Here is a 19,726-nt window from a genome sequence, read left to right as displayed (position 1 = left end):
GGTGCCCCGAGGCGCCCCCGGTGCGGACCGCGCGGCGGCGGTATGACCCGTTCTCGGAGGTATCGTCGCAGCTCACGGCCGGGAAATCGGCAAGCGGAGGTACTCCGTCCGGGGGGCTTCACCGGCCCGGTTCCGCCCTGCGGAATCAATTTTCGCCGGAGGCGAACACACCCTCGAATTGGCACCGGCCGCTACCGGCTGGTAGTGCGCGAGGGGCCCGGCACCCACCGGTGCCGGGCCCCTCGCGCCAGTGGGTCACTCGCCCGCGGCGGTGTCCTCCGCGAAGCGGACCAGGGTGCGCACCGCGCTCGCGGTGCCGCCCTTGGGGGTGTAGCCGTGCGGGCCGCCCTCGTTGAACGCCGGACCGGCGATGTCCAGGTGCGCCCAGGAGATGCCCTCGGCGACGAACTCCTGCAGGAACAGGCCGGCCACCAGGCCGCCGCCCATCCGCTCGCCCATGTTCGCCAGGTCCGCGACGGTCGACTCGACCATGCCCTTGCGCAGGTCGGCCGGGAGCGGCATCGGCCAGGACGCCTCGCCCACCGCGCCCGCGGTCTCGTGCAGGCGGGTGCGCAGCTCCTCGTCGTTGGCCATCACGCCGAAGGTGCGGGTGCCCAGCGCCAGCACCATCGCGCCGGTCAGGGTCGCCACGTCGACGATCACGTCCGGCTGCTCCTCGCCGGCCCGGACGATCGCGTCGGCCAGCACCAGCCGGCCCTCGGCGTCGGTGTTCAGCACCTCGACGGTCTTGCCGCCGTACATCCGCAGCACGTCGCCCGGACGGGTCGCCGAACCGGACGGCATGTTCTCCGCCAGCGCCAGCCACGCCGTCACGTTGACCTGGAGGCCCAGCCGCTTGGCGGCGACCACGGCGGCGAACACCGCGGCGGCGCCCGCCATGTCGCACTTCATGGTCTCGTTGTGGCCGGCCGGCTTCAGCGAGATGCCGCCCGAGTCGTAGGTGATGCCCTTGCCGATGAACGCCAGCGAGGCCTTCGCCTTCGGGTGGGTGTACGCCACCTTCACCAGCCGGGGCGGGTTGGCCGAGCCGACGCCCACGCCCAGGATGCCGCCGAAGCCGCCCTTGGCCAGCGCCTTCTCGTCCAGCACCTCGACCTTCAGGCCGTGCTCCTTGCCCGCCGCCTGCGCGATCGCGGCGAAGGACTTCGGGTTCAGGTCGTTCGGGGCGGTGTTGACCAGGTCGCGGGCCCGGTTCATCTCCTCGCCGATCGCCGCGGCGCGCTCCACGGCGGCCTTGGCGTCCTTCGAGCCCTTGCGCTCCACCAGCAGCACCAGCTCGGCGACCGGGGCCTTGGCCACCTCGCCCTTGTAGCTGCCGAAGGAGTACGAGCCGAGCAGGCCGCCCAGCGCGACCGCCTCGACCTCCTCGGCGGAGACGGCGGGCAGCGCCAGCGCGACCTTCTTCGTGCCGGCCAGCGTGCGGGCGGCCACACCGGCGGCCCTGCGCAGTTCCTCGGCGCCGAACGCGCCCTCGGGGGCCGCGCCCAGGCCCACGGCCAGCACCAGCGGCGCCTTGGCCCCGGCCGGGGCGGGGAGCTTGACCGCCTCACCCTCGGCACCGGTGGCGCCCAGGGTGGTGAGGACCTCGGCCAGCTTGCCCTCGAACGCCTCGGCGACCGCCTCCGCGCCCGGGGCGACGACCAGGCCCTTGGGTCCCTTCGCCACACCGACCACCAGGGCGTCCGCCCGCAGGCTCACGGCGGAAGAGGTGCTCACAGACAGTGCAGTCACGACAAATGCGTCCTGTTCTTTCGCGGTCCACAGCCGGTGGCGGCTCCGTTGCCGACCGGCAAAACCCAGGCAGACTCCGCGGCGAAACGGGGCGCAGGGCCAGGGTGCTCACCGCATGGTAGTCCGCATGCTGGGATCGCGCCGCCCCGCCCGCCCCGTGCGCGAACCGCCGTCGTCCGTGACGGTGCGTGAGTTCGTGTACGGAGGCGGGGTCGACGCCCGCTCACAGCACGGCGGTCGCCACCAGCGCCGCCGTCGCCGAAGCCTCCACCAGCGCACCCAGCACGTCCCCGGTCACGCCACCGAACCGTTGCACGCACCGTCGCAGCACCGCACCCGCGACCAGCACCCCGCACACCACCGCGACACCCGACTGCCAGCGCAGTGCCGCCGCCGCACCGGCCACCACCAGCGTCACCGCCGCCGCCGCGGCCGGTCGCACGGTCGCGGCCACCACCGCCCCCAGCCCGCCCGGCCGGGCCGCCGGCACCGACCGCAGGCAGCCCCACGCCAGCGCCGCCCGCCCGGCCGTCGCGGCCACCGCCGCGGCCAGCGCCCCGCGCCCCGGCGACACCCCGAACTGCCCGGCCAGCGCGGCGACCTGAGCCAGCAGCAGCAGTACCAGCGTCAGCACGCCGAACGGGCCGATGTCCGACTGCTTCATGATCCGCAACGCGTCCTCGGCGGGCTTCCCGCTGCCCAGCCCGTCCGCGACGTCCGCCACCCCGTCCAGGTGCAGCCCTCGGGTCAGCAGCGCGCCCACCGCCACCGCGGCCACCGCGCCCAGGACCGCGCCGCCCCGCCACGCCACCAGCGCACCGGCGCCCCCGGCCAGCGCGCCGACCACCACTCCCACCACCGGCGCCAGCACCATCGCGGCCCCGCCCGCCACCCGGTCCCAGCGTCCCACCCGCACCCGCAGCACCGTCAACGTCCCGAAGGCGAACCGCAACCCGTCCCCGACCGACCGCCCGCCGCCCGTCCCACGCCCCGTCAGGGGCCCGGGGGACGGCGAGGCGGAGCCCTCCGCCGGGAGCGCCTCCGCGCGTTCGGCCCGCGGTCGTGCGTGCTCGCCGTTCATCCCGTGCCCCGACGGAGTCAGTAGCGGTCCAGCAGGTCCGCCGCGGTCGGCAGCTTGGCCGGGGCCCGGGGCGGGAGCGGCTTGGCGCTCGGGACGGCGGCCGGTTCGGCGAGGGTGTCGCCGGCGGCCTGCAGCAGCGGCAGGGCCAGCACCGAGCCGACGCCCTCGCCCATGGTGACGCCCGCGTCCTGCAGGGGCGTCAGGGTCAGCCGGTCGTACGCCTTGGCCTGGGCGGGCTCGCCGGTGAGCCCGGCCGCCCGCCACCACTCGGGGGCCCGGAAGGCGATCCGCTGGGCGACCAGCGCGCAGGCCGCCGAGACCACCCCGTCCAGGACGACCGGGAGCTTGCGGACGGCGGCCTGCAGCAGGAAGCCGGTGAGCGCGGCGAAGTCGGCGCCGCCAGCCGTGGCGAGCAGGGCGAGCTGGTCGCCGAGCACCGGGCGGGCCCGGCGCAGCGCGTCCCGGACGGTGGCGCACTTGACCATCCAGGTGCGGTCGTCGACGCCCGAGCCGCGGCCGGTGACCGCGGCGGCGTCGGTGCCGCACAGCGCGCCGATCAGCACGGCGGCCACCGTGGTGGAGCCGACCCCGAGGTCGCCGAGCAGCACCAGGTCGGTGCCGGCGTCGGCCTCCTCGTCGGCGACGGCCATGCCGGCCCGGAACGCCCGGGCGGCCTCCTCGGCGCTCAGCGCGTCCTCGACGTCGATCCGCCCGGAGCCGCGGCGCACCCGGTGGCGGACGACCTCCTCGGGGAACTCGTTCGGGTCGGCGTCCACCGCGATGTCGACCACCCGGACGTCCGCGCCGTAGCGGCGGGCCAGCACCGCGACCGGCGCGGTGCCGTCCAGCACGGCGCGGACCCGGTCGGCGGTGCCGCCGCGGGCGTCCAGGGTGGAGACGCCCAGCGAGGCGACGCCGTGGTCGGCGGCGAACAGCAGCACCCGGGCGCCGGTCAGCGGGCGGACCTCCGCCTCGCCCCGGGTGGACGCCAGCCAGGCACCCAGCTCCTGGAGCCGGCCCAGGCCGCCACGCGGCACGGGCAGTCGCTGCCAGCGTTCCTCGGCGCCACGCCGCGCACCCTCGTCGGGCCGTTCGACGAGCGAGGAGAAAGTGTCGAGATCCACGGTGGTGTCCATCGCCCGGCAATCTACACGGCCGCCCCTTTGACGGTCAGCACCTGCCCGGCCACCACCAGCAGCACCTGCTCGGAGGCGTCGGCCACCGCCATGTTGAGCCGCCCGAGGGTGTCCCGGAAGCGCCGCCCGGCCGCGGTGGCGGGGACGACGCCCATGCCGACCTCGTTGGAGACCGCGACCGCCTCCCGCCGCGTCCCGGCCCAGGCGGCGGCCAGCGCCGCGCAGCGCTCCTCGACCGCCTCCTGCCCGCCGCCCAGCCAGACCCCGTCGTCCCAGGCCCCGCACTCGTCCATGACGGCGGTCAGCCACAACGCCAGGCAGTCGATCAGCACCGGGGCGGGGTCGGAGCCGTCCGCCAGCACCTCCTCCAGCGCGCAGGTCTCGGCGGTCCGCCAGGAGGCCGGCCGCCGGGCCCGGTGCAGGTCGACCCGGCGGGCCCAGTCGGCGTCGCCGTCCCGGGTGCCGGAGGTGGCCACGTACAGCACGTCGGGGCGGTCGGCGAGCAGCAGCTCGGCCCGGGTGGACTTGCCGGAGCGGGCGCCGCCGAGGAGGAGGGTGCGGGGGAGTGCCATGCGATCATCCTGCCGGACGGAGCTTCGCCCCCCGGCCGGGTGGGCACGCTACCGTCACAACCCAGTGGCACGACTCGCGGAGGAGCCCGGCATGGTGTGGACCTGGCGGTACGAGAAGAGCGACGGCACCGTGGTGGAGCCGGCGAACGGCGCCGAGGAGTTCTCCAGCCAGGGCGACGCCGAGTCCTGGATCGGCGAGGAGTGGAAGACGCTGCTGGAGGACGGGGTGGACCGGGTCGTCCTGGTCGAGGACGGGCGGGACGTCTACCCGATGAGCCTGCACGAGGCCTGAGCCCGCCGCCCCGCCCCGGCGCCGCTCCCGCGCCCCGGCGTCACGTCACTTCTCGGCGACGACGTGCAGCAGCGCGGCGACGCGCCGGTAGGGGTCCTGCTTGCCGGCCCGCTCCTCGGCGTCCAGCAGCTGGGCGAGCTGCCGCCCGTCGACCGGGGCGGCCTCGTCCGGCATGGTGTCGGTGAAGACCCGCACGCCGTACCAGTGGCGGACCGGGACGGCGAAGCCGGCCAGCGTGCCGGAGAGCTCGGCGAGGCGGTCGGCGCGGGCGGGCAGGCCGAGCCGGTTGGTGTAGCGGGTGGAGTCGAAGGCCTCCTGGCAGGCCCGCCAGTCGCCCGTCAGCCCGGCCCGCATGGCCAGCGCGTCGCCGTTGCGGACCAGCAGCGAGAGCAGGCCGCCGGGGGCCAGGATGCGCGCCACCGAGGCGAGCATCGGCTCCGGGTCCGGCAGGTACATCAGGGTGCCGTGGCAGAGCACCAGGTCGAAGCTGCGCGGCCCGAACCAGCGGCCGACCTGGTGGCCGTCGCCGGTGAGCAGCTGGACGCGCTCGCGGACCTCCGGCGGTTCGGCGGCCAGCGCCTGGTGCGCGACGCCCAGGGTGGCCGGGTCGGGGTCGATGCCGGTGACGAAGTGGCCGGCCCGGGCCAGCCGCATCGCCTGCACGCCCTCGGCGCAGCCGACGTCCAGCACCCGCAGCGCGACGCCGCGGGTCAGCTGCTCGGCCAGCTGCCGGGTGACCAGCTCCTGGCGGACCAGGTTGTGCAGCCCGCCGTGCCGTTCCAGCCACTCGCCGGCCCCGCTGTGGTACGGCCCGCCACGGGCCGGCAGCCGCCCGTGCCGGCCCTGCGGGTGCCCGTACCCGTACCCGTACCCGTACGCGTAGCCGTGCTGCGCGGGGATGCCGGATGCGCCGAAGGCCCCGACCGGCTGCTGCGCCGGCGGGGCCCAGTACGGCGGAACGGCTTCCGCGGTCAGGGCCGCTCGCCCCGCTTGACCATCGGCTTGGGCAGCCGCAGCCGGCGCATCTGCAGGGTGCGCATCAGGCCGTACATCACCGCGCCGCGGGTGTCCTGGCCGGGGAAGCGCTGGGCCAGGCCCTTGCGCAGCTGGAAGCCGATCCGGACGAAGTCCAGGATGACCACCACGAAGAAGACCATGAACAGCAGCGTGGAGAGCAGCTGCAGGTAGTTGACCTTGGTGATGCTGAGCACCAGCACCACGACGGCGTACGGCAGGAAGAACTCGGCCGCGGCCCAGCGGGAGTCGATGTAGTCGCGGACGTAGCGCCGCACCGGCCCCTTGTCGCGCGGCGGCAGGGCGCGCTCGTCGCCCTCCAGCAGCGCGGTGCGCTGCTTCTCGCGCTCCACCCGGATCCGCTGGCGCGCCTGCTTGGCGGCCTCCTTGCGGTCCTTGGGGACGGTGACCCGGGTCTTCCGGTTGGCCTCGGCCTCACTGCGCTTGGGAGTGGGCCGACCCTTGGGAGCCTGGGGGTCGCGGGACGGCTTCTCGTCCTCCTTCGTCAGGGTGACGGTGGAGGCGGAGGCGGCGGATTCATCAGAGCGGCGTCGAAACACACTCCCAGCGTACGGGTTGACCGGCGCCTTTCCGGCCCTGCCCCGGACGCGAAGCGATATCGATCGTGAGGACGATGCCGAACGCCCGCTTGCTGTAGCAGCATTGTTGCAGGCTGGTGCACTGCGCCGGTGGCCGTACCGCGCATACACTCGACCTGTCACGAGACGCAAACCCAGGCCCGAAGAAGGGGGCTATCGAGGCCCATGAGCGACGGAATCATGAAGCGTATGGGGCTGATCTTCCGCTCCAAGGCGAACAAGGCCTTGGACCGGGCGGAGGACCCGCGCGAAACGCTCGACTACTCCTACCAGAAGCAGCTGGAACTGCTGCAGAAGGTGCGCAGGGGCGTCGCCGACGTGGCCACCTCCCGCAAGCGCCTGGAGCTCCAGCTGACCCAGCTGCAGCAGCAGTCCTCCAAGTACGAGGACCAGGGCCGCAAGGCGCTGTCCCTCGGCCGCGAGGACCTGGCCCGCGAGGCGCTCAGCCGCAAGGCCAACCTGCAGTCCCAGATCACCGACCTGGAGACGCAGTACCAGGCCCTGCAGGCCGAGGAGGAGAAGCTCACGCTCGCCTCCCAGCGCCTGCAGGCCAAGGTGGACGCCTTCCGCACCAAGAAGGAGACCATCAAGGCCACCTACACCGCCGCCCAGGCGCAGACCCGGATCGCCGAGTCCTTCTCCGGCATCTCCGAGGAGATGGGCGACGTCGGCCTGGCGATCCAGCGCGCGGAGGACAAGACCGCGCAGATGCAGGCCCGCGCGGGCGCGATCGACGAGCTGCTGGCCTCCGGCGCGCTCGACGACGCCAGCGGCCTCGGCCGCAAGGACGACATCGAGGCCGAGCTGGAGCGGGTGGCCGGCGGCAGCGACGTCGAGCTGGAGCTGGCCCGGATGAAGGCCGAGCTGACCGGTGGCACCCCCGCCTCCCAGCCGCAGGCGATCGAGCAGGGCAAGGACGACACCCCGCCGCCGCCCACCATCAACTACCAGAAGTAAGCCGGAGTCAGGGAGACGCACCAGCATGATCATGCGGGTCTTGGGTGAGGGGCAGTTCGAGGTCGCCGAGGGTGACCTGAACCGGCTGAACCAGCTGGACGACGAGCTGCTCCAGGCCGTCGAGGCGGGCGACGAGGCGGCCTTCAAGGCGGCGCTGGGCAGTCTGCTCGCCGCCGTCCGCGAGGTCGGCACACCGCTTCCGCCGGAGTCGCTGGAGCCGTCGGACCTGATCCTGCCGGACGCCGAGGCGTCCCTGGAGCAGGTCCGCGAGCTGCTGCGGGACGAGGGCGACGGCCTGATCCCCGGCCTTCCGGAGTAGTTCGGGCGCCACACGTGACGAGAAGGCGGGCACCCCCGGTGGGGTGCCCGCCTTCTTGTGCCCGCGGGCTCCCCGCGCGCCGCGGGGGGAGCGCTACGGCAGGGCCAGCATCCGGTCCAGCGCGGCCTTGGCGTGCTTCTCGGTCTCGGCGTCCACCGTGATCACGTTCGGCACCCGGCCCTCCACCAGCGACTCCAGCGCCCACACCAGGTGCGGCAGGTCGATCCGGTTCATGGTCGAGCAGAAGCACACGGTGCGGTCGAGGAAGACGACCTCCTTGTCCGGGTGTGCCTTGGCCAGCCGGCGCACCAGGTTCAGCTCGGTGCCGATCGCCCACTTCGAGCCGGGCTCGGCGGCGTCCAGCGCCCTGATGATGTACTCGGTCGAGCCCACCATGTCGGCGGCGGTGACCACCTCGTGCTTGCACTCCGGGTGGACCAGCACGGTCACGCCCGGGATCCGCTCGCGGACCTCGTTCACCGACTCCACGCTGAAGCGGCCGTGCACCGAGCAGTGACCGCGCCACAGGATCATCTTCGCGTTCCGCAGCTGCTCGGCGGTCAGGCCGCCGTTCGGCTTGTGCGGGTTGTAGAGCACGCACTCGTCCAGGGAGATGCCCATCTCCAGCACGGCGGTGTTGCGCCCCAGGTGCTGGTCGGGCAGGAACAGCACCTTCTGCCCCTGCTCGAAGGCCCACTCCAGGGCCCGCTTCGCGTTGGAGGAGGTGCAGATGGTGCCGCCGTGCTTGCCGGTGAACGCCTTGATGTCGGCCGAGGAGTTCATGTACGACACCGGCACGGTGGTGTCCGCGACGCCCGCCTCGGTCAGCACGTCCCAGCACTCGGCGACCTGCTCGGCGGTGGCCATGTCGGCCATCGAGCAGCCGGCCGCCAGGTCCGGCAGGACGACCCGCTGGCGCTCGGAGGTGAGGATGTCCGCGGACTCGGCCATGAAATGCACGCCGCAGAACACGATGTACTCGGCCTCCGGGCGGGCCGCCGCGTCCCGGGCGAGCTTGAAGGAGTCGCCGGTGACGTCGGCGAACTCGATGACCTCGTCGCGCTGGTAGTGGTGGCCCAGGATGAAGACCCGGTCGCCGAGCTTCTCCTTCGCGGCGCGGGCGCGCGCCACCAGGTCGGGGTCGGAGGCGGCGGGCAGGTCGCCGGGGCACTCCACGCCGCGCTCGCTGTTCGGGTCGGCCTCCCGGCCGAGCAGCAGCAGGGCGAGCGGCGAGGGAGTGGGATCGACGCCGTACGTCTCGGTGGTGGTGGTCACGGGCGGCTGCCCTCCTGGTGCGGCCGGATTGACACCAGCCTTCTCGTCTATCTGACGTTATCTATGATAACCGGTTGTCGTCACCCTGACGATGGCCGATTCGTCGATGTGACGAGAACCGCTCACCGGGATGGAGGCTTCCGACGCGAGGACGCGCCGTGCCGTCCGGTTGGCTGGGGCCATGAAGGCAATCGCGATCAACCGCTACGGCGGCCCCGACGTGGTCGAGTACACCGAGCTCCCCGACCCGAAGGTCGGCCCCGACACCGTACTCGTCCGCACCCGCGCGGTCGGCGTCAACCCCGTCGACTGGAAGATCCGCGAGGGGCACCTCGACGGCGTCCTCGACGCGCACTTCCCCCTGATCATGGGCTTCGACCTGGCCGGCGTCGTCCAGGCCGTCGGCGGCGCGGTCACCGAGTACGCCCCCGGCGACGAGGTGATCGGCTACGTCCGCAAGGACGTCATCGAGAGCGGCACCTACGCCGAACTCGTCGCCGCCCCCGTCCGCACCCTGGCCCGCAAGCCCGCCTCCCTCGACTGGGCCGAGGCGGGAGGACTGCCCACCGCCGGGCTCACCGCCCAGCAGGCCCTGGTCGGCGCGCTCGGGCTGCGCCGCGGCGAGACCGTCCTGATCCACGCCGCGGCCGGCGGCGTCGGCTCGATCGCCTGCCAGGTCGCCACCGCCCTCGGCGCCCGGGTCATCGGCACCGCCGGAGAGCACAACCACACCTTCCTGCGCGGCCTGGGCGTCGAACCCGTCCAGTACGGCCCCGGCCTCGCCGAACGCGTCCGCGCGCTGGCCCCCGACGGCGTCGACGCCGCGCTCGACCTGATCGGCGGCGACGCCGTCGAGACCTCGACCGGCCTGCTCAAGGACCCGACCCGGATCGCCTCCGTGGTCGACTACACCGTCACCGCCCGCGGCGGCCGCTACGTCTTCACCCGCCCCGACCCCGAGGACCTCGCCGCCGTCGCCCGGCTTGCCGACGAGGGCCTGCTCACCGTCCCCGTCGCCTCCACCTTCCCGCTCAGCCAGGCCGCCTCCGCCCAGGCCCTCAACGCCGAGGGCCGCACCCGCGGCAAGATCGTCCTGCTGGTGGACTGACCGGACTCCGACCGTCCGCGAGAATGGGGCCCGCCGAGCCGTGCCACCACGGCTCACCACCCTCACCCGCACCACCCGTGGAGCCCCGCCATGAGCGAGCGCAGCGAGCACATCGTCAAGGGGCGCGCATGAGCATCCCCCGGCCGCCCGAGCCCGGCCGGCAGGCGCTCGACGACACCGACCGCCTGCTGCTCGAACACCTCAGCCGCGACGGCCGCGCCTCCTACGCCGAGATCGGACTGCTCACCAACCTCTCCGCCACCGCCGTCCGCCGCCGGATCGACCGGCTGCGGGCGCGCGGCGTGGTCCGCGGCTTCACCGTCGTCCTCGACCCCGACCTGCTCGGCTGGCGCACCGAGGCCTTCGTCGAGGTCTACTGCCGCCCCCGCACCTCGCCCGAGGAACTGCTCGCCACCCTGCGCCAGTTCCCCGAGGTCGCCGCCGCCTGGACGGTCACCGGCGACCCCGACGCCCTGGTCCACCTGCGCGCCGCCGACACCCGCCACCTGGAAGCCGTCATCGAGCGCATCCGCAAGGAGCCCGGCGTCCAGCGCAGCCGCTCCTCCGTGGTCCTCTCCCAGCTCCTGTGACCCACCCGGCGCAGCTTTCCTGCGCGCCCCCGCCCGAACACGCAGGAAACCGGCCCCGGACAGCCCCGTTCCGACGCGCGCCCGCCCACCCCCGCTGCCTACGCTGATCATGACCCCAGCACCGCCCGCAGCGAAGAGGACACCCGTGTACGCAGCCCCCGACCGCATGCACAAGCCGGACAACCAGCTGGTCGACCTCGTCTTCGACTACATGCGCGAGCGGCTGCAGTACGACCCCGTCCCGCTCGACCACCCCGGCGACGGCACCCACCTGCGCGAGGCCCTCGCCGGGCTGCTCAACGACCACGGCAACCACCCCGCCGACGTGCTCAAGCTCTACGACCACGAGCTCTCCCGCGCCGTCATCTCCGCCGACAGCCCGCGCTACCTCTCCTTCATCCCCTGCGCCCCCACCAAGGCCGCCCTGCTCTTCGACATGGTCGTCTCCTGCGCCTCCCTGCAGGGCATCTCCTGGCTGGAGGCGGCCGGCGCGATCGCCGCCGAGAACCAGGTCCTGCGCCTGATAGCGGACCGGGCCGGCCTGCCCGCGAGCGCCGGCGGCACCTTCGTCTCCGGCGGCTCGGCCGGCAACCTCTCCGCGCTGGTCGTCGCCCGCGACACCGCGAGGCGCCGGCTGGGGGCCGGCCCCGGGGCCCGGCTGCGGATCGCCGTCGCCGACCAGGTGCACTCCTCGGTCAAGAACACCTTCAACATCATCGGCGTCGAAGCCTTCCCCGTCCCCGCCGTCGACCGCCGCCTCACCGGCCCCGCCCTGCGCGCCGCCCTGGCCGCCGACCCGCACCCCGAGACCGTCATCGCCGTCGTCGGCACCGCCGGCACCACCAACGAGGGCATCGTCGACGACCTCGCCGGCATCGCCGAGGTCGCCCGCGAGCACGACCTCTGGTTCCACGTCGACGGCGCGTACGGCGGCGCCGGCCTCTTCGCCCCCTCCGTCCGCGAGCGCTACAACGGCATCGAGCACGCCGACAGCTTCGTCGTCGACCCGCACAAGTGGCTGTTCGCCCCGTTCGACTGCGCCGCCCTGCTCTACCGCGAACCGCGCCTGGCCCGCGCCGTCCACACCCAGGACGCCTCCTACCTCGACGTCCTGCACACCGAGGGCGACGAGTGGAACCCCACCGACTACGCCTACCACCTCACCCGCCGCGCCCGCGGCCTCCCGCTCTGGTTCTCCCTCGCCGTCCACGGCGTCCAGGCCTACACCGACGCCATCGAGGCCGGCCTGAGCCTGGCCCGCGCCACCGCGCGGCTCATCCGCGACACCGACCACCTCGAACTCCTCCACGACCCGCAGCTCTCCGCCGTCTGCTTCCGCCGCAAGGGCTGGACCCACGACGACTACTACCGCTGGTCCCGGCAGCTCCTCGCCGACCAGGTCGGCTTCGTCACCCCCACCGGCTGGGACGGCGAGACCGTGGCCCGCTTCGCCTTCCTGCACCCGGGCACGACGATGGAGATGGTCCGGGAGATCCTCGACACGATGCGGTAGGGGAGCCCCTGCCGGGCTCTCCCTACAGGTACCCCCCGTTGGGGACGTATGGCACCGGCGGGCGCATGCCGCGCAGACCGAGGTAGCCGCGGGTGGACAGTGACAGCCCCAGGTCGAGGCCGACGTCCACCGCCCACTCCTGCTCGGCGGTCAGGAAGGAGACGTTCGCCTCCGTCCCGACCGGGACGCGGGCCAGCGCCTCGCGCAGCAGCCGGACGGCGATCCGCTTGGAGGTCGCCGCGACCAACTGGACCTCGCCGCCGTCCCGGTAGCAGTAGCCCGTCCCGGCCAGGGTGTCCGCGACCAGCAGTTCCTCGAAGTGCGCCAGCATGAACGGGTGGTCCGGGCCGTGCGCCGCCCCCCGCACCCGGCGGTCCACCGAGTCCAGCAGGTGCAGGTGCGTCGAGTTGCCCGCGTGCACCGGGATCTCGCCCGGGTCCAGCAGCCGCTCCCGGTCCACCCGCCCGGTCAGCCGCATCGCCGGGTGGAGCGTGAACCCGGCCCGCCGGTAGCGCCTCGCCGCCGCCGGCGCCGGCGAGGCGCAGAGCATGCCGCGCAGGCAGCCGCGCCCGTACGCGGTGGCCCGCTCCAGCAGCAGCCGGCCCACCCCCTGCCCCTGCGCGGCGGGCAGCACCACGAACAGCGCCAGCACCCACACCCCCTCGCGGCGCAGCGACAGCGCCGCCCCCACCGCCTCACCGCCCTGCTCGGCGATCCAGCACCCCTGCGGGTCGGTGGCCGCCAGGTGCCGGGTGCGGGCCGTGCCGCGGATCCGGCGGCGCACGTCCGCCGGGGTGTCCGGGTCGTCCGGCGGCCGGCTGTCCAGGTCGCGGAAGGCCGCCCGGGCGATCCGGTCGACGGCCTCGGCGTCCTCTGCGGTGTCCCTGAGCTGACGAATGATCACCCGTCACATCCTGCTGCGCCCGGTGCGCGGGCGGTAGCGCTTTGCCGAAGTGGACGGTGACCCGCCCCGCCGGGTGTGCGAGCATGGGTACGTGGGGGAGTGGGCGACGAAAAAAGTCCCCCGAACGCACCACCTCCCGGAAATGAATCCGGGGGGCCGCTGGTTGGCACTGGCGGATCACCGTCGTCACAGACCGGGAGTAAGCATGACCGTCCAGGACGAGACCACCGTCGAGAGTGGCATTCTCCTCACCGATGCCGCCGCGGCCAAGGTCAAGGGCCTGCTGGAGCAGGAAGGCCGCGACGACCTCTCGCTGCGCGTCGCCGTGCAGCCCGGCGGCTGCTCGGGCCTGCGCTACCAGCTGTTCTTCGACGAGCGTTCGCTGGACGGCGACGTCGTCAAGGACTTCAACGGTGTCAAGGTCGTCACCGACCGGATGAGCGCCCCCTACCTGGGCGGCGCCACCGTCGACTTCGTGGACACCATCGAGAAGCAGGGCTTCACGATCGACAACCCGAACGCCACCGGCTCCTGCGCCTGCGGCGACTCGTTCAGCTGAGCCCCGCCTCTCCGAGGCCCGGCACGCCGAGGGCGGCTCCCCCAGCACGGGGGAGCCGCCCTCGCGGCGTTCGCCCGAGTCCTAGCGGGGGTCGCCCCCGGCCGTACCGCTCTGCACCGGCAGCTGCTCGTCCGTCGCGGTGTCCACCACGCCGCCGCCGGTCATCGGCTTCGACAGCGTGACGCTCGCCTGCTGCTCCTTCATCACCTGCGGGCACGCCTTGCCCGGCTCCGCGGTCTGGGTGATCACCACCCGCAGCTTGACCACCGGCGGGGTGTCCTCCTCGACCCGCACCCCGTACTTGTCGCAGATCCCGGCGGTGAAGAACACCGTCAGCCGGGTCGGCCCGTCCTGCCGGTACCCGGACGCCGGGATCTTCACCGCCGTCGGCGGGCGCTCCCCGACGGCTATCCCGGGCGTGGTCGGCTGCGCCGCCGAGGGCTGCGGGCTCGCGCTCGCGGCCGGGTCCGACGCGGCCGGCTGCGAGGGGGACGGCGAGGGGCTGGCGGACGGCGAGGCGGCGGGGCTGCCCGGGGCGGGGCTCGCGGTCGTGCTCGGCGAGCCGGTGGCGGAGGTGGGCGGGCCCGAGCTGCCGCACGCGGTCAGCAGGCCGGCCGCGAGGGCCGCGCCGGCCAGCGCGGCGGCCGCCCGGCGCGCGTGCCGGGTCTTGGCGGAGACGGCTGCGGTGCTGTCGTCCATGATCTGCGTTCCTCCCGAGGGTCGTGCGGTGCCGTGGGCGGCATCGCGCCGATTTGACGTGCCCCGGAGGAAACCGGTTCCGCCGCTACCCGCCGTACTCCGGCATGCCCGCCACCACCCGGCGCGCCGCCACCGGCACCCGGACGACCGGCGCCGCCGGAGCGGAGACCGCCGGAAGCGGCCCGAAGACCGGCCAGAACCGGCCCAATCGGCGGGAGGAATCCAGCAGTTCGGCCAGCGTCTCGGTCTCGGGGTCCTCGGTGCGGCGGCCCGCCGCCCGTCCGGAGGAGTGATCGATCACCATGCGCTACCCAGCTCCGATCGCTGTGCCGCGGCCACGGCGCCGCGGACTGGACGGGGGCCGCGTCCGGCCCCCGTACTGGCGACCCTAGGCCGCCGCGCGTCCGGAAGACAGCCTTACCGATCGGTAGCACCCGGTCGGTCCGGGTACCGTAGGCGCGTTGCTGCCCCCAAGCTCCGGCCACCGCCGGGCCGCCAGAGGAGACCCCGTGCGCATCGCCGTCGCCGGCTCGATCGCCACCGACCACCTCACGACCTTCCCCGGACGCTTCTCCGACCAGCTGGTGCCCGAGCAGCTGCACACGGTGTCGCTGTCCTTCCTGGTCGACACCCTGGACATCCGCCGCGGCGGGGTCGGCCCCAACATCGCCTTCGGCATGGGCGTCCTGGGCCTGAACCCGATCCTGGTTGGCGCGGCCGGCGGCGACTTCGCCGAGTACCGCAGCTGGCTCGACCGGCACGGCGTCGACACCGACTCCGTGCACATCTCGGAGACCCGGCACACCGCCCGCTTCATGTGCACCACCGACCAGGACCACAACCAGATCGCGTCCTTCTACACCGGCGCGATGACCGAGGCCCGCAACATCGAGCTCCAGCCGATCGCCGACCGGGTCGGCGGCCTCGACCTGGTCCTGATCGGCGCCGACGACCCCGCCGCGATGGTGCGGCACACCCAGGAGTGCCGCACCCGCGGTTACGCCTTCGCCGCCGACCCCTCCCAGCAGCTCGCCCGCCTGGAGGGCGACGACATCCGGGAGATCGTCGACGGCGCGGCCTACCTCTTCACCAACGAGTACGAGGCCGCGCTGATCGAGTCCAAGACCGGCTGGACCTCGGACGAGATCCTGGAGCGCGTCGGCACCCGCGTCACCACCCTGGGCCCCAAGGGCGTGCGGATCCAGCGCCGCGGCGAGCCGGACATCGTCGTCGGCTGCCCCGCCGAGGAGCACAAGGCCGACCCGACCGGCGTCGGCGACGCCTTCCGGGCCGGCTTCCTGGCCGGCCTCTCCTGGGACCTCGGCCTGGAGCGGGCCGCCCAGATCGGCTGCATGCTCGCCACCCTGGTCATCGAGACCGTCGGCACCCAGGAGTACGAGCTGCGCGGCGGCCACTTCCTGGAGCGCTTCGAGGCGGCCTACGGCGCCGGGGCGGCCAAGGAGATCAGCACCCGGATCGCTCCCTGAACGGCGGGCCCCTGAGGTCTCACGACCTCCGCACCAGGTACGCCGTGCCGCGGGTGCCCCCGTACTCCGTGGCGGGGGCCTCGCCGGTGTAGGTGTGGCCGCACATCCCGCACCAGGCGGGGATGTCGTGGCGGGCCGCCTCGTCGTCGGAGAGGACGGCGACGAGGCCGCCGGGGGCGACCTCGCCGATGTGCTTGGCGAGCTCGATGACCGGGATCGGGCAGCGCTTGCCGAGGGTGTCGAGGACCAGCGCCCCGGCGGAGCCGGTCGCCGGGAGGTCGAGGCCGAGCGGGGCGCGGACGTCGGCGACGACCCGGGGGAGGACGTCGAGGAAGGCGTCGACCTCGGCGCGGGTGGTGCCGGCGGGCAGTGAGACGCGCAGGTTGCCCTCGGTGAGGACGCCCATCGCGGCCAGCACGTGGCTGGGCGCCAGGGTGCTGGAGGTGCAGGAGGAGCCGGAGCTGACCGCGAAGCCGGCCCGGTCGAGCTCGGTGAGCAGCACCTCGCCGTCCACGTAGAGGCAGGAGAAGGTCACCAGGTGCGGGAGCCGCCGCTCGGGGTGGCCGACCACCTCGACGGCGGGGACCGACTCCGGGACGCGGTGGCGGATCAGGTCGACGAGTTCGCGCAGGCGGGCGTTCTCGGCCTCGGCCTCGGCCCGGACGGCGCGCAGCGAGGCCGCGGCGGCGACGATCGCCGGGACGTTGGGGAAGCCGGGCACCCGGCCGCCCTCGCGGTCGTCGGCGGGCAGCGGCGAGGAGTACCGGACGCCCTTGCGGACGGCGAGCACCCCGACGCCGGCCGGGCCGCCCCACTTGTGGGCGCTGGCGGCCAGCACCGACCAGCCGACCGGGACGGGCAGGCGTCCGGCGCTCTGCGCGGCGTCGACCAGCAGCGGGACGTCGCCGAGCAGCGCGGCGGTCTCGGTGACCGGCTGCAGGGTGCCGACCTCGTGGTTGGCGGACTGCAGCACGGCGAGCGCGGTGTCGGGGCGCAGCGCGGCGGCGAACTCCTCGGCGGACACCAGGCCGTGGCGGTCGACCGGGACGGAGGTGACGGCGTTGCCGTCGGCCTCCCAGCGCTCGGCGGTGTGCAGCACGGCGGAGTGCTCGACCGCGGAGTGCACCAGGTGGGCGCCCCGGCGGCGGTGGCCGCGCAGGGCGCCGAGCAGGCCCAACTGGAGGGCCTGGGTGCCGGATGCGGTGAAGGAGACCTCGTCGGGCCGGGCGCCGAGCGCCTCGGCCGTGGTCTCCCGGGCGGCGTCCAGCAGCATCCGGGCCTGCCGGGCGGAGCGGTGCAGCCGGGCGGGGTCGGCCCAGCCCTCGTCGAGGGCGGCGAGCAGGGCCTGCCGGGCGACGGGGTGCAGCGGGGCGGTGGAGGCGGCGTCGAAGTAGGGCACCGGGCCACCGTAGACGACGCGGACGGTGCCCCTTACGGGGTGATTCCTCCCGGTCGGCCGGGGAGCCGACGGTCCGTCACCCGCGTGTCGCCGTACGGTCGCCCGTTCGGCCGTGGGAGGCTCTGATGTCCGCCATGACCTGCGACTCCGTCCGCCCCGCGGGGGCGGTTCACCCCTCGGGGGCTGATCGGGTAGCCGGGCGGCGCGTTACCGGGGGCTGCCCGTGAGTGCCGCATAAGGATGGAGTAGCGTTTGGCCCGCATAAGCATTCAAACCGTGCCCGTGGCCGGACCGCCGAGGAGACCCCGCAACGGTCTCCTCCCGGTGGTGCGTTCGCGGGCGAGACTTCGGGAAGGCGCTACGTGAGTCCCAACGGCTCCGACCGCTCGCCGCGGCGCACGATGCGGCGGAAGCTGCCTCAGGCGCTGGCACTGGGCCTCGTCATCGCGACCGCCACCGGCTGCTCGGCCAACGACCTGCCCAGGCTTGGCCTCCCCAGCCCCGTCACCAAGGAAGGCCCGCTGGTCCTTCACATGTGGCAGGGCTCGTGGATCGCGGCTCTGGTTGTTGGCGCACTGATGTGGGGTCTGATCCTCTGGAGCGTGTTCTTCCACCGGCGCAGCCGCACCAAGGTGGAGGTCCCCGCTCAGACCCGGTACAACGTGCCCATCGAGGCGCTGTACACCGCGGTCCCCCTCGTCATCGTCTCGGTGCTGTTCTACTTCGTCGCCCGCGACGAGGCCACCCTGACGAAGGTCGACGCGAAGCCCCAGCACACCATCAACGTGGTGGGCTTCCAGTGGAGTTGGGCGTTCAACTACGAGAACTCCGAGATCCCGGACCCGGCGAGCACCACCGCCGCGTACGAGGTCGGCAGCACCAAGGAGCCCCCGACGCTCTACCTGCCGATCAACGAGACCGTGAAGTTCCGACTGACCTCGAACGACGTCATCCACGACTTCTGGCCCGTCAACTTCATGATGAAGATGGACGTCGTGCCGGGCGTGGTGAACGAGTTCCAGGTCACCCCGACCGCGCTCGGGACCTACCGCGGCAAGTGCGCCGAGCTCTGTGGTGCCGACCACTCGCGCATGCTGTTCAACGTGAAGGTCGTGTCGGCCGCGGACTACCAGCAGCACCTCAAGGACCTCCGCGACAAGGGCCAGGCCGGTGCGGTTCCCGCAGGCATCCTCCCCACCACGGGAAGTAGTGAAGAGAAGTGACCATCCTCAACGAGCCCGCCGCGGCCGGTGGGGGAGCCGGGGCCGTCACCTCGGGGACTCCGCGGGTGCGCAAGCCGGGCAACGCGATCATCAAGTGGCTGACCACCACTGACCACAAGACGATCGGCACGATGTACCTGGCGACCTCGTTCGCCTTCTTCCTGATCGGTGGCGTGCTCGCCCTGGTCATGCGTGCCGAGCTGGCCCGCCCGGGCACCCAGATCCTGTCGAACGAGCAGTTCAACCAGGCGTTCACCATGCACGGCACGATCATGCTGCTGATGTTCGCCACCCCGCTGTTCGCCGGCTTCGCGAACTGGATCATGCCGCTCCAGATCGGCGCCCCCGACGTCGCCTTCCCGCGACTGAACATGTTCGCCTACTGGCTGTACCTGTTCGGCTCGATCATCGCGGTGGCGGGCTTCCTGACCCCGCAGGGCGCGGCCGACTTCGGCTGGTTCGCCTACTCGCCGCTGTCGGACGCGGTCCGCTCGCCGGGCATCGGCGCCGACATGTGGATCATGGGTCTGGCCTTCTCCGGCTTCGGCACCATCCTCGGCGCGGTCAACTTCATCACCACGATCATCTGCATGCGCGCGCCCGGCATGACGATGTTCCGGATGTCGATCTTCGTCTGGAACGTCCTGCTGACCGCCGTGCTGGTCCTGCTGGCCTTCCCGGTCCTCGCGGCCGCGCTGTTCGCCCTGGAGGCGGACCGCAAGTTCGGGGCGCACGTCTTCGACCCGACGAACGGCGGAGCGCTGCTCTGGCAGCACCTGTTCTGGTTCTTCGGCCACCCCGAGGTGTACATCATCGCGCTGCCGTTCTTCGGCATCGTCTCCGAGATCATCCCGGTGTTCAGCCGCAAGCCGATGTTCGGCTACTCCGGCCTGATCGCCGCGACCATCGCCATCGCCGGCCTCTCGGTGACGGTGTGGGCGCACCACATGTACGTGACCGGACAGGTGCTGCTGCCGTTCTTCTCGTTCATGACCTTCCTGATCGCGGTCCCGACCGGTGTGAAGTTCTTCAACTGGGTCGGCACCATGTGGAAGGGCTCGCTGAGCTTCGAGACCCCGATGCTCTGGACGGTCGGCTTCCTGGTCACCTTCCTGTTCGGCGGCCTGACGGGCGTCCTGCTCGCCTCCCCGCCGATCGACTTCCACGTCTCGGACTCGTACTTCGTCGTCGCGCACTTCCACTACGTGGTGTTCGGCACCGTCGTCTTCGCGATGTTCGCCGGCTTC

General features: G+C 73.2%; 20 protein-coding genes and 1 pseudogene. 10 read left to right on the top strand and 11 right to left on the bottom strand.

All coding sequences use genetic code 11. From position 1 onward, the window contains the following. Positions 1–255: 255 nt before the first annotated feature. The 4 genes and pseudogenes from OO48_RS23900 to OO48_RS23885 all read right to left on the bottom strand — a co-directional run. Positions 256–1,752, bottom strand: coding sequence for a leucyl aminopeptidase (locus OO48_RS23900; RefSeq protein WP_033219658.1), 1,497 nt, complete (start codon positions 1,750–1,752; stop codon positions 256–258). 223 nt (positions 1,753–1,975) lie between these two features. Then, positions 1,976–2,833, bottom strand: coding sequence for an adenosylcobinamide-GDP ribazoletransferase (locus OO48_RS23895; RefSeq protein WP_081952327.1), 858 nt, complete (start codon positions 2,831–2,833; stop codon positions 1,976–1,978). A 17-nt stretch (positions 2,834–2,850) separates the two neighbouring features. Continuing rightward, on the bottom strand, positions 2,851–3,969 hold the full coding sequence (locus OO48_RS23890) for a nicotinate-nucleotide--dimethylbenzimidazole phosphoribosyltransferase (protein WP_033219656.1): 1,119 nt from the start codon (positions 3,967–3,969) through the stop codon (positions 2,851–2,853). Between the two features lie 11 nt (positions 3,970–3,980). Beyond that, a pseudogene (locus tag OO48_RS23885) lies at positions 3,981–4,538 on the bottom strand (bifunctional adenosylcobinamide kinase/adenosylcobinamide-phosphate guanylyltransferase); the annotation flags it as partial. Positions 4,539–4,632: 94 nt separating this feature from the next. Between OO48_RS23885 and OO48_RS23880 the strand changes: the two are divergent. Next, the gene (locus OO48_RS23880) at positions 4,633–4,833 is read left to right on the top strand and encodes a hypothetical protein (protein ID WP_033219654.1); all 201 of its coding nucleotides are present in this window, start codon (positions 4,633–4,635) and stop codon (positions 4,831–4,833) included. A gap of 45 nt (positions 4,834–4,878) precedes the next feature. Here the strand turns inward: OO48_RS23880 and OO48_RS23875 are convergent, their stop codons facing one another. Beyond that, positions 4,879–5,523, bottom strand: coding sequence for a methyltransferase domain-containing protein (locus OO48_RS23875; protein WP_245194779.1), 645 nt, complete (start codon positions 5,521–5,523; stop codon positions 4,879–4,881). A 281-nt stretch (positions 5,524–5,804) separates the two neighbouring features. Then, positions 5,805–6,407 carry a DUF3043 domain-containing protein gene (locus OO48_RS23870; protein ID WP_106970398.1) on the bottom strand — a complete coding sequence of 201 codons (603 nt, stop codon included), beginning with the start codon at positions 6,405–6,407 and terminating at the stop codon, positions 5,805–5,807. A 204-nt stretch (positions 6,408–6,611) separates the two neighbouring features. Here OO48_RS23870 and OO48_RS23865 point away from each other — a divergent pair, with 204 nt between their 5' ends. After that, positions 6,612–7,403, top strand: coding sequence for a PspA/IM30 family protein (locus OO48_RS23865; RefSeq protein WP_081952326.1), 792 nt, complete (start codon positions 6,612–6,614; stop codon positions 7,401–7,403). 25 nt (positions 7,404–7,428) lie between these two features. Beyond that, positions 7,429–7,722 (top strand): PspA-associated protein PspAA, encoded by a 294-nt coding sequence (pspAA, locus tag OO48_RS23860; RefSeq protein WP_033219650.1) that lies wholly within the window; start codon positions 7,429–7,431, stop codon positions 7,720–7,722. A gap of 93 nt (positions 7,723–7,815) precedes the next feature. On the opposite strand, the gene nadA is transcribed toward pspAA, so the two are convergent. After that, positions 7,816–8,997, bottom strand: coding sequence for a quinolinate synthase NadA (nadA, locus tag OO48_RS23855; RefSeq protein WP_033219648.1), 1,182 nt, complete (start codon positions 8,995–8,997; stop codon positions 7,816–7,818). A 181-nt stretch (positions 8,998–9,178) separates the two neighbouring features. Between nadA and OO48_RS23850 the strand changes: the two genes are divergently transcribed. The 3 genes from OO48_RS23850 to OO48_RS23840 all read left to right on the top strand — a co-directional run bounded on the left by OO48_RS23850 (position 9,179) and on the right by OO48_RS23840 (position 12,208). Beyond that, entirely contained in the window at positions 9,179–10,105 is a 927-nt protein-coding gene (locus OO48_RS23850; protein ID WP_033219646.1) for an NADP-dependent oxidoreductase, read from the top strand. Between the two features lie 128 nt (positions 10,106–10,233). Next, complete coding sequence (locus tag OO48_RS23845; RefSeq protein ID WP_051732620.1) at positions 10,234–10,695, top strand: Lrp/AsnC family transcriptional regulator; 462 nt, start codon at positions 10,234–10,236, stop codon at positions 10,693–10,695. A gap of 145 nt (positions 10,696–10,840) precedes the next feature. After that, positions 10,841–12,208 carry a pyridoxal phosphate-dependent decarboxylase family protein gene (locus tag OO48_RS23840; protein WP_106970397.1) on the top strand — a complete coding sequence of 456 codons (1,368 nt, stop codon included), beginning with the start codon at positions 10,841–10,843 and terminating at the stop codon, positions 12,206–12,208. A gap of 22 nt (positions 12,209–12,230) precedes the next feature. Here the strand turns inward: OO48_RS23840 and OO48_RS23835 are convergent, their stop codons facing one another. Next, positions 12,231–13,112, bottom strand: coding sequence for a GNAT family N-acetyltransferase (locus tag OO48_RS23835; RefSeq protein WP_033219642.1), 882 nt, complete (start codon positions 13,110–13,112; stop codon positions 12,231–12,233). A gap of 205 nt (positions 13,113–13,317) precedes the next feature. Here OO48_RS23835 and erpA point away from each other — a divergent pair, with 205 nt between their 5' ends. Further along, the gene (gene erpA / locus OO48_RS23830; protein ID WP_033219641.1) at positions 13,318–13,671 is read left to right on the top strand and encodes an iron-sulfur cluster insertion protein ErpA; all 354 of its coding nucleotides are present in this window, start codon (positions 13,318–13,320) and stop codon (positions 13,669–13,671) included. A gap of 81 nt (positions 13,672–13,752) precedes the next feature. On the opposite strand, the gene OO48_RS23825 is transcribed toward erpA, so the two are convergent. Beyond that, entirely contained in the window at positions 13,753–14,370 is a 618-nt protein-coding gene (locus tag OO48_RS23825; RefSeq protein WP_033219640.1) for a hypothetical protein, read from the bottom strand. 85 nt (positions 14,371–14,455) lie between these two features. Next, complete coding sequence (locus OO48_RS23820; protein ID WP_033219639.1) at positions 14,456–14,674, bottom strand: hypothetical protein; 219 nt, start codon at positions 14,672–14,674, stop codon at positions 14,456–14,458. Positions 14,675–14,879: 205 nt separating this feature from the next. On the opposite strand from OO48_RS23820, the gene OO48_RS23815 reads away from it, so the two are divergent. Then, positions 14,880–15,857, top strand: coding sequence for a carbohydrate kinase family protein (locus tag OO48_RS23815; protein WP_033219637.1), 978 nt, complete (start codon positions 14,880–14,882; stop codon positions 15,855–15,857). A gap of 19 nt (positions 15,858–15,876) precedes the next feature. On the opposite strand, the gene OO48_RS23810 is transcribed toward OO48_RS23815, so the two are convergent. Further along, on the bottom strand, positions 15,877–17,256 hold the full coding sequence (locus OO48_RS23810; protein ID WP_033219634.1) for a cysteine desulfurase/sulfurtransferase TusA family protein: 1,380 nt from the start codon (positions 17,254–17,256) through the stop codon (positions 15,877–15,879). A gap of 362 nt (positions 17,257–17,618) precedes the next feature. On the opposite strand from OO48_RS23810, the gene ctaC reads away from it, so the two are divergent. Both ctaC and OO48_RS23800 read left to right on the top strand, forming a co-directional pair. After that, positions 17,619–18,479 carry an aa3-type cytochrome oxidase subunit II gene (gene ctaC / locus OO48_RS23805; protein ID WP_033219633.1) on the top strand — a complete coding sequence of 287 codons (861 nt, stop codon included), beginning with the start codon at positions 17,619–17,621 and terminating at the stop codon, positions 18,477–18,479. After that, a partial coding sequence (locus OO48_RS23800; protein ID WP_033219632.1) for a cbb3-type cytochrome c oxidase subunit I occupies positions 18,476–19,726 on the top strand: 1,251 nt, incomplete at its 3' end. The genes ctaC and OO48_RS23800, both read left to right, overlap by 4 nt.

Origin of the sequence: Kitasatospora phosalacinea, assembly GCF_000716545.1 — a bacterium.
GTDB classification, from domain to species: Bacteria; Actinomycetota; Actinomycetes; order Streptomycetales; family Streptomycetaceae; genus Kitasatospora; species Kitasatospora phosalacinea.
Note: the sequence above shows the minus strand (reverse complement) of the source record. Positions and strands in the feature narration are given on the sequence as shown.

Coding starts and splice junctions, on each gene's coding strand:
- OO48_RS23825 (WP_033219640.1), bottom strand. CDS start 14,370: ATGGACGACAGCACCGCAGCCGTCTCCGCCAAGACCCGGCACGCGCGC.
- erpA (WP_033219641.1), top strand. CDS start 13,318: ATGACCGTCCAGGACGAGACCACCGTCGAGAGTGGCATTCTCCTCACC.
- OO48_RS23850 (WP_033219646.1), top strand. CDS start 9,179: ATGAAGGCAATCGCGATCAACCGCTACGGCGGCCCCGACGTGGTCGAG.
- OO48_RS23895 (WP_081952327.1), bottom strand. CDS start 2,833: ATGAACGGCGAGCACGCACGACCGCGGGCCGAACGCGCGGAGGCGCTC.
- OO48_RS23820 (WP_033219639.1), bottom strand. CDS start 14,674: ATGGTGATCGATCACTCCTCCGGACGGGCGGCGGGCCGCCGCACCGAG.
- OO48_RS23890 (WP_033219656.1), bottom strand. CDS start 3,969: ATGGACACCACCGTGGATCTCGACACTTTCTCCTCGCTCGTCGAACGG.
- OO48_RS23845 (WP_051732620.1), top strand. CDS start 10,234: ATGAGCATCCCCCGGCCGCCCGAGCCCGGCCGGCAGGCGCTCGACGAC.
- pspAA (WP_033219650.1), top strand. CDS start 7,429: ATGATCATGCGGGTCTTGGGTGAGGGGCAGTTCGAGGTCGCCGAGGGT.
- OO48_RS23865 (WP_081952326.1), top strand. CDS start 6,612: ATGAGCGACGGAATCATGAAGCGTATGGGGCTGATCTTCCGCTCCAAG.
- OO48_RS23880 (WP_033219654.1), top strand. CDS start 4,633: ATGGTGTGGACCTGGCGGTACGAGAAGAGCGACGGCACCGTGGTGGAG.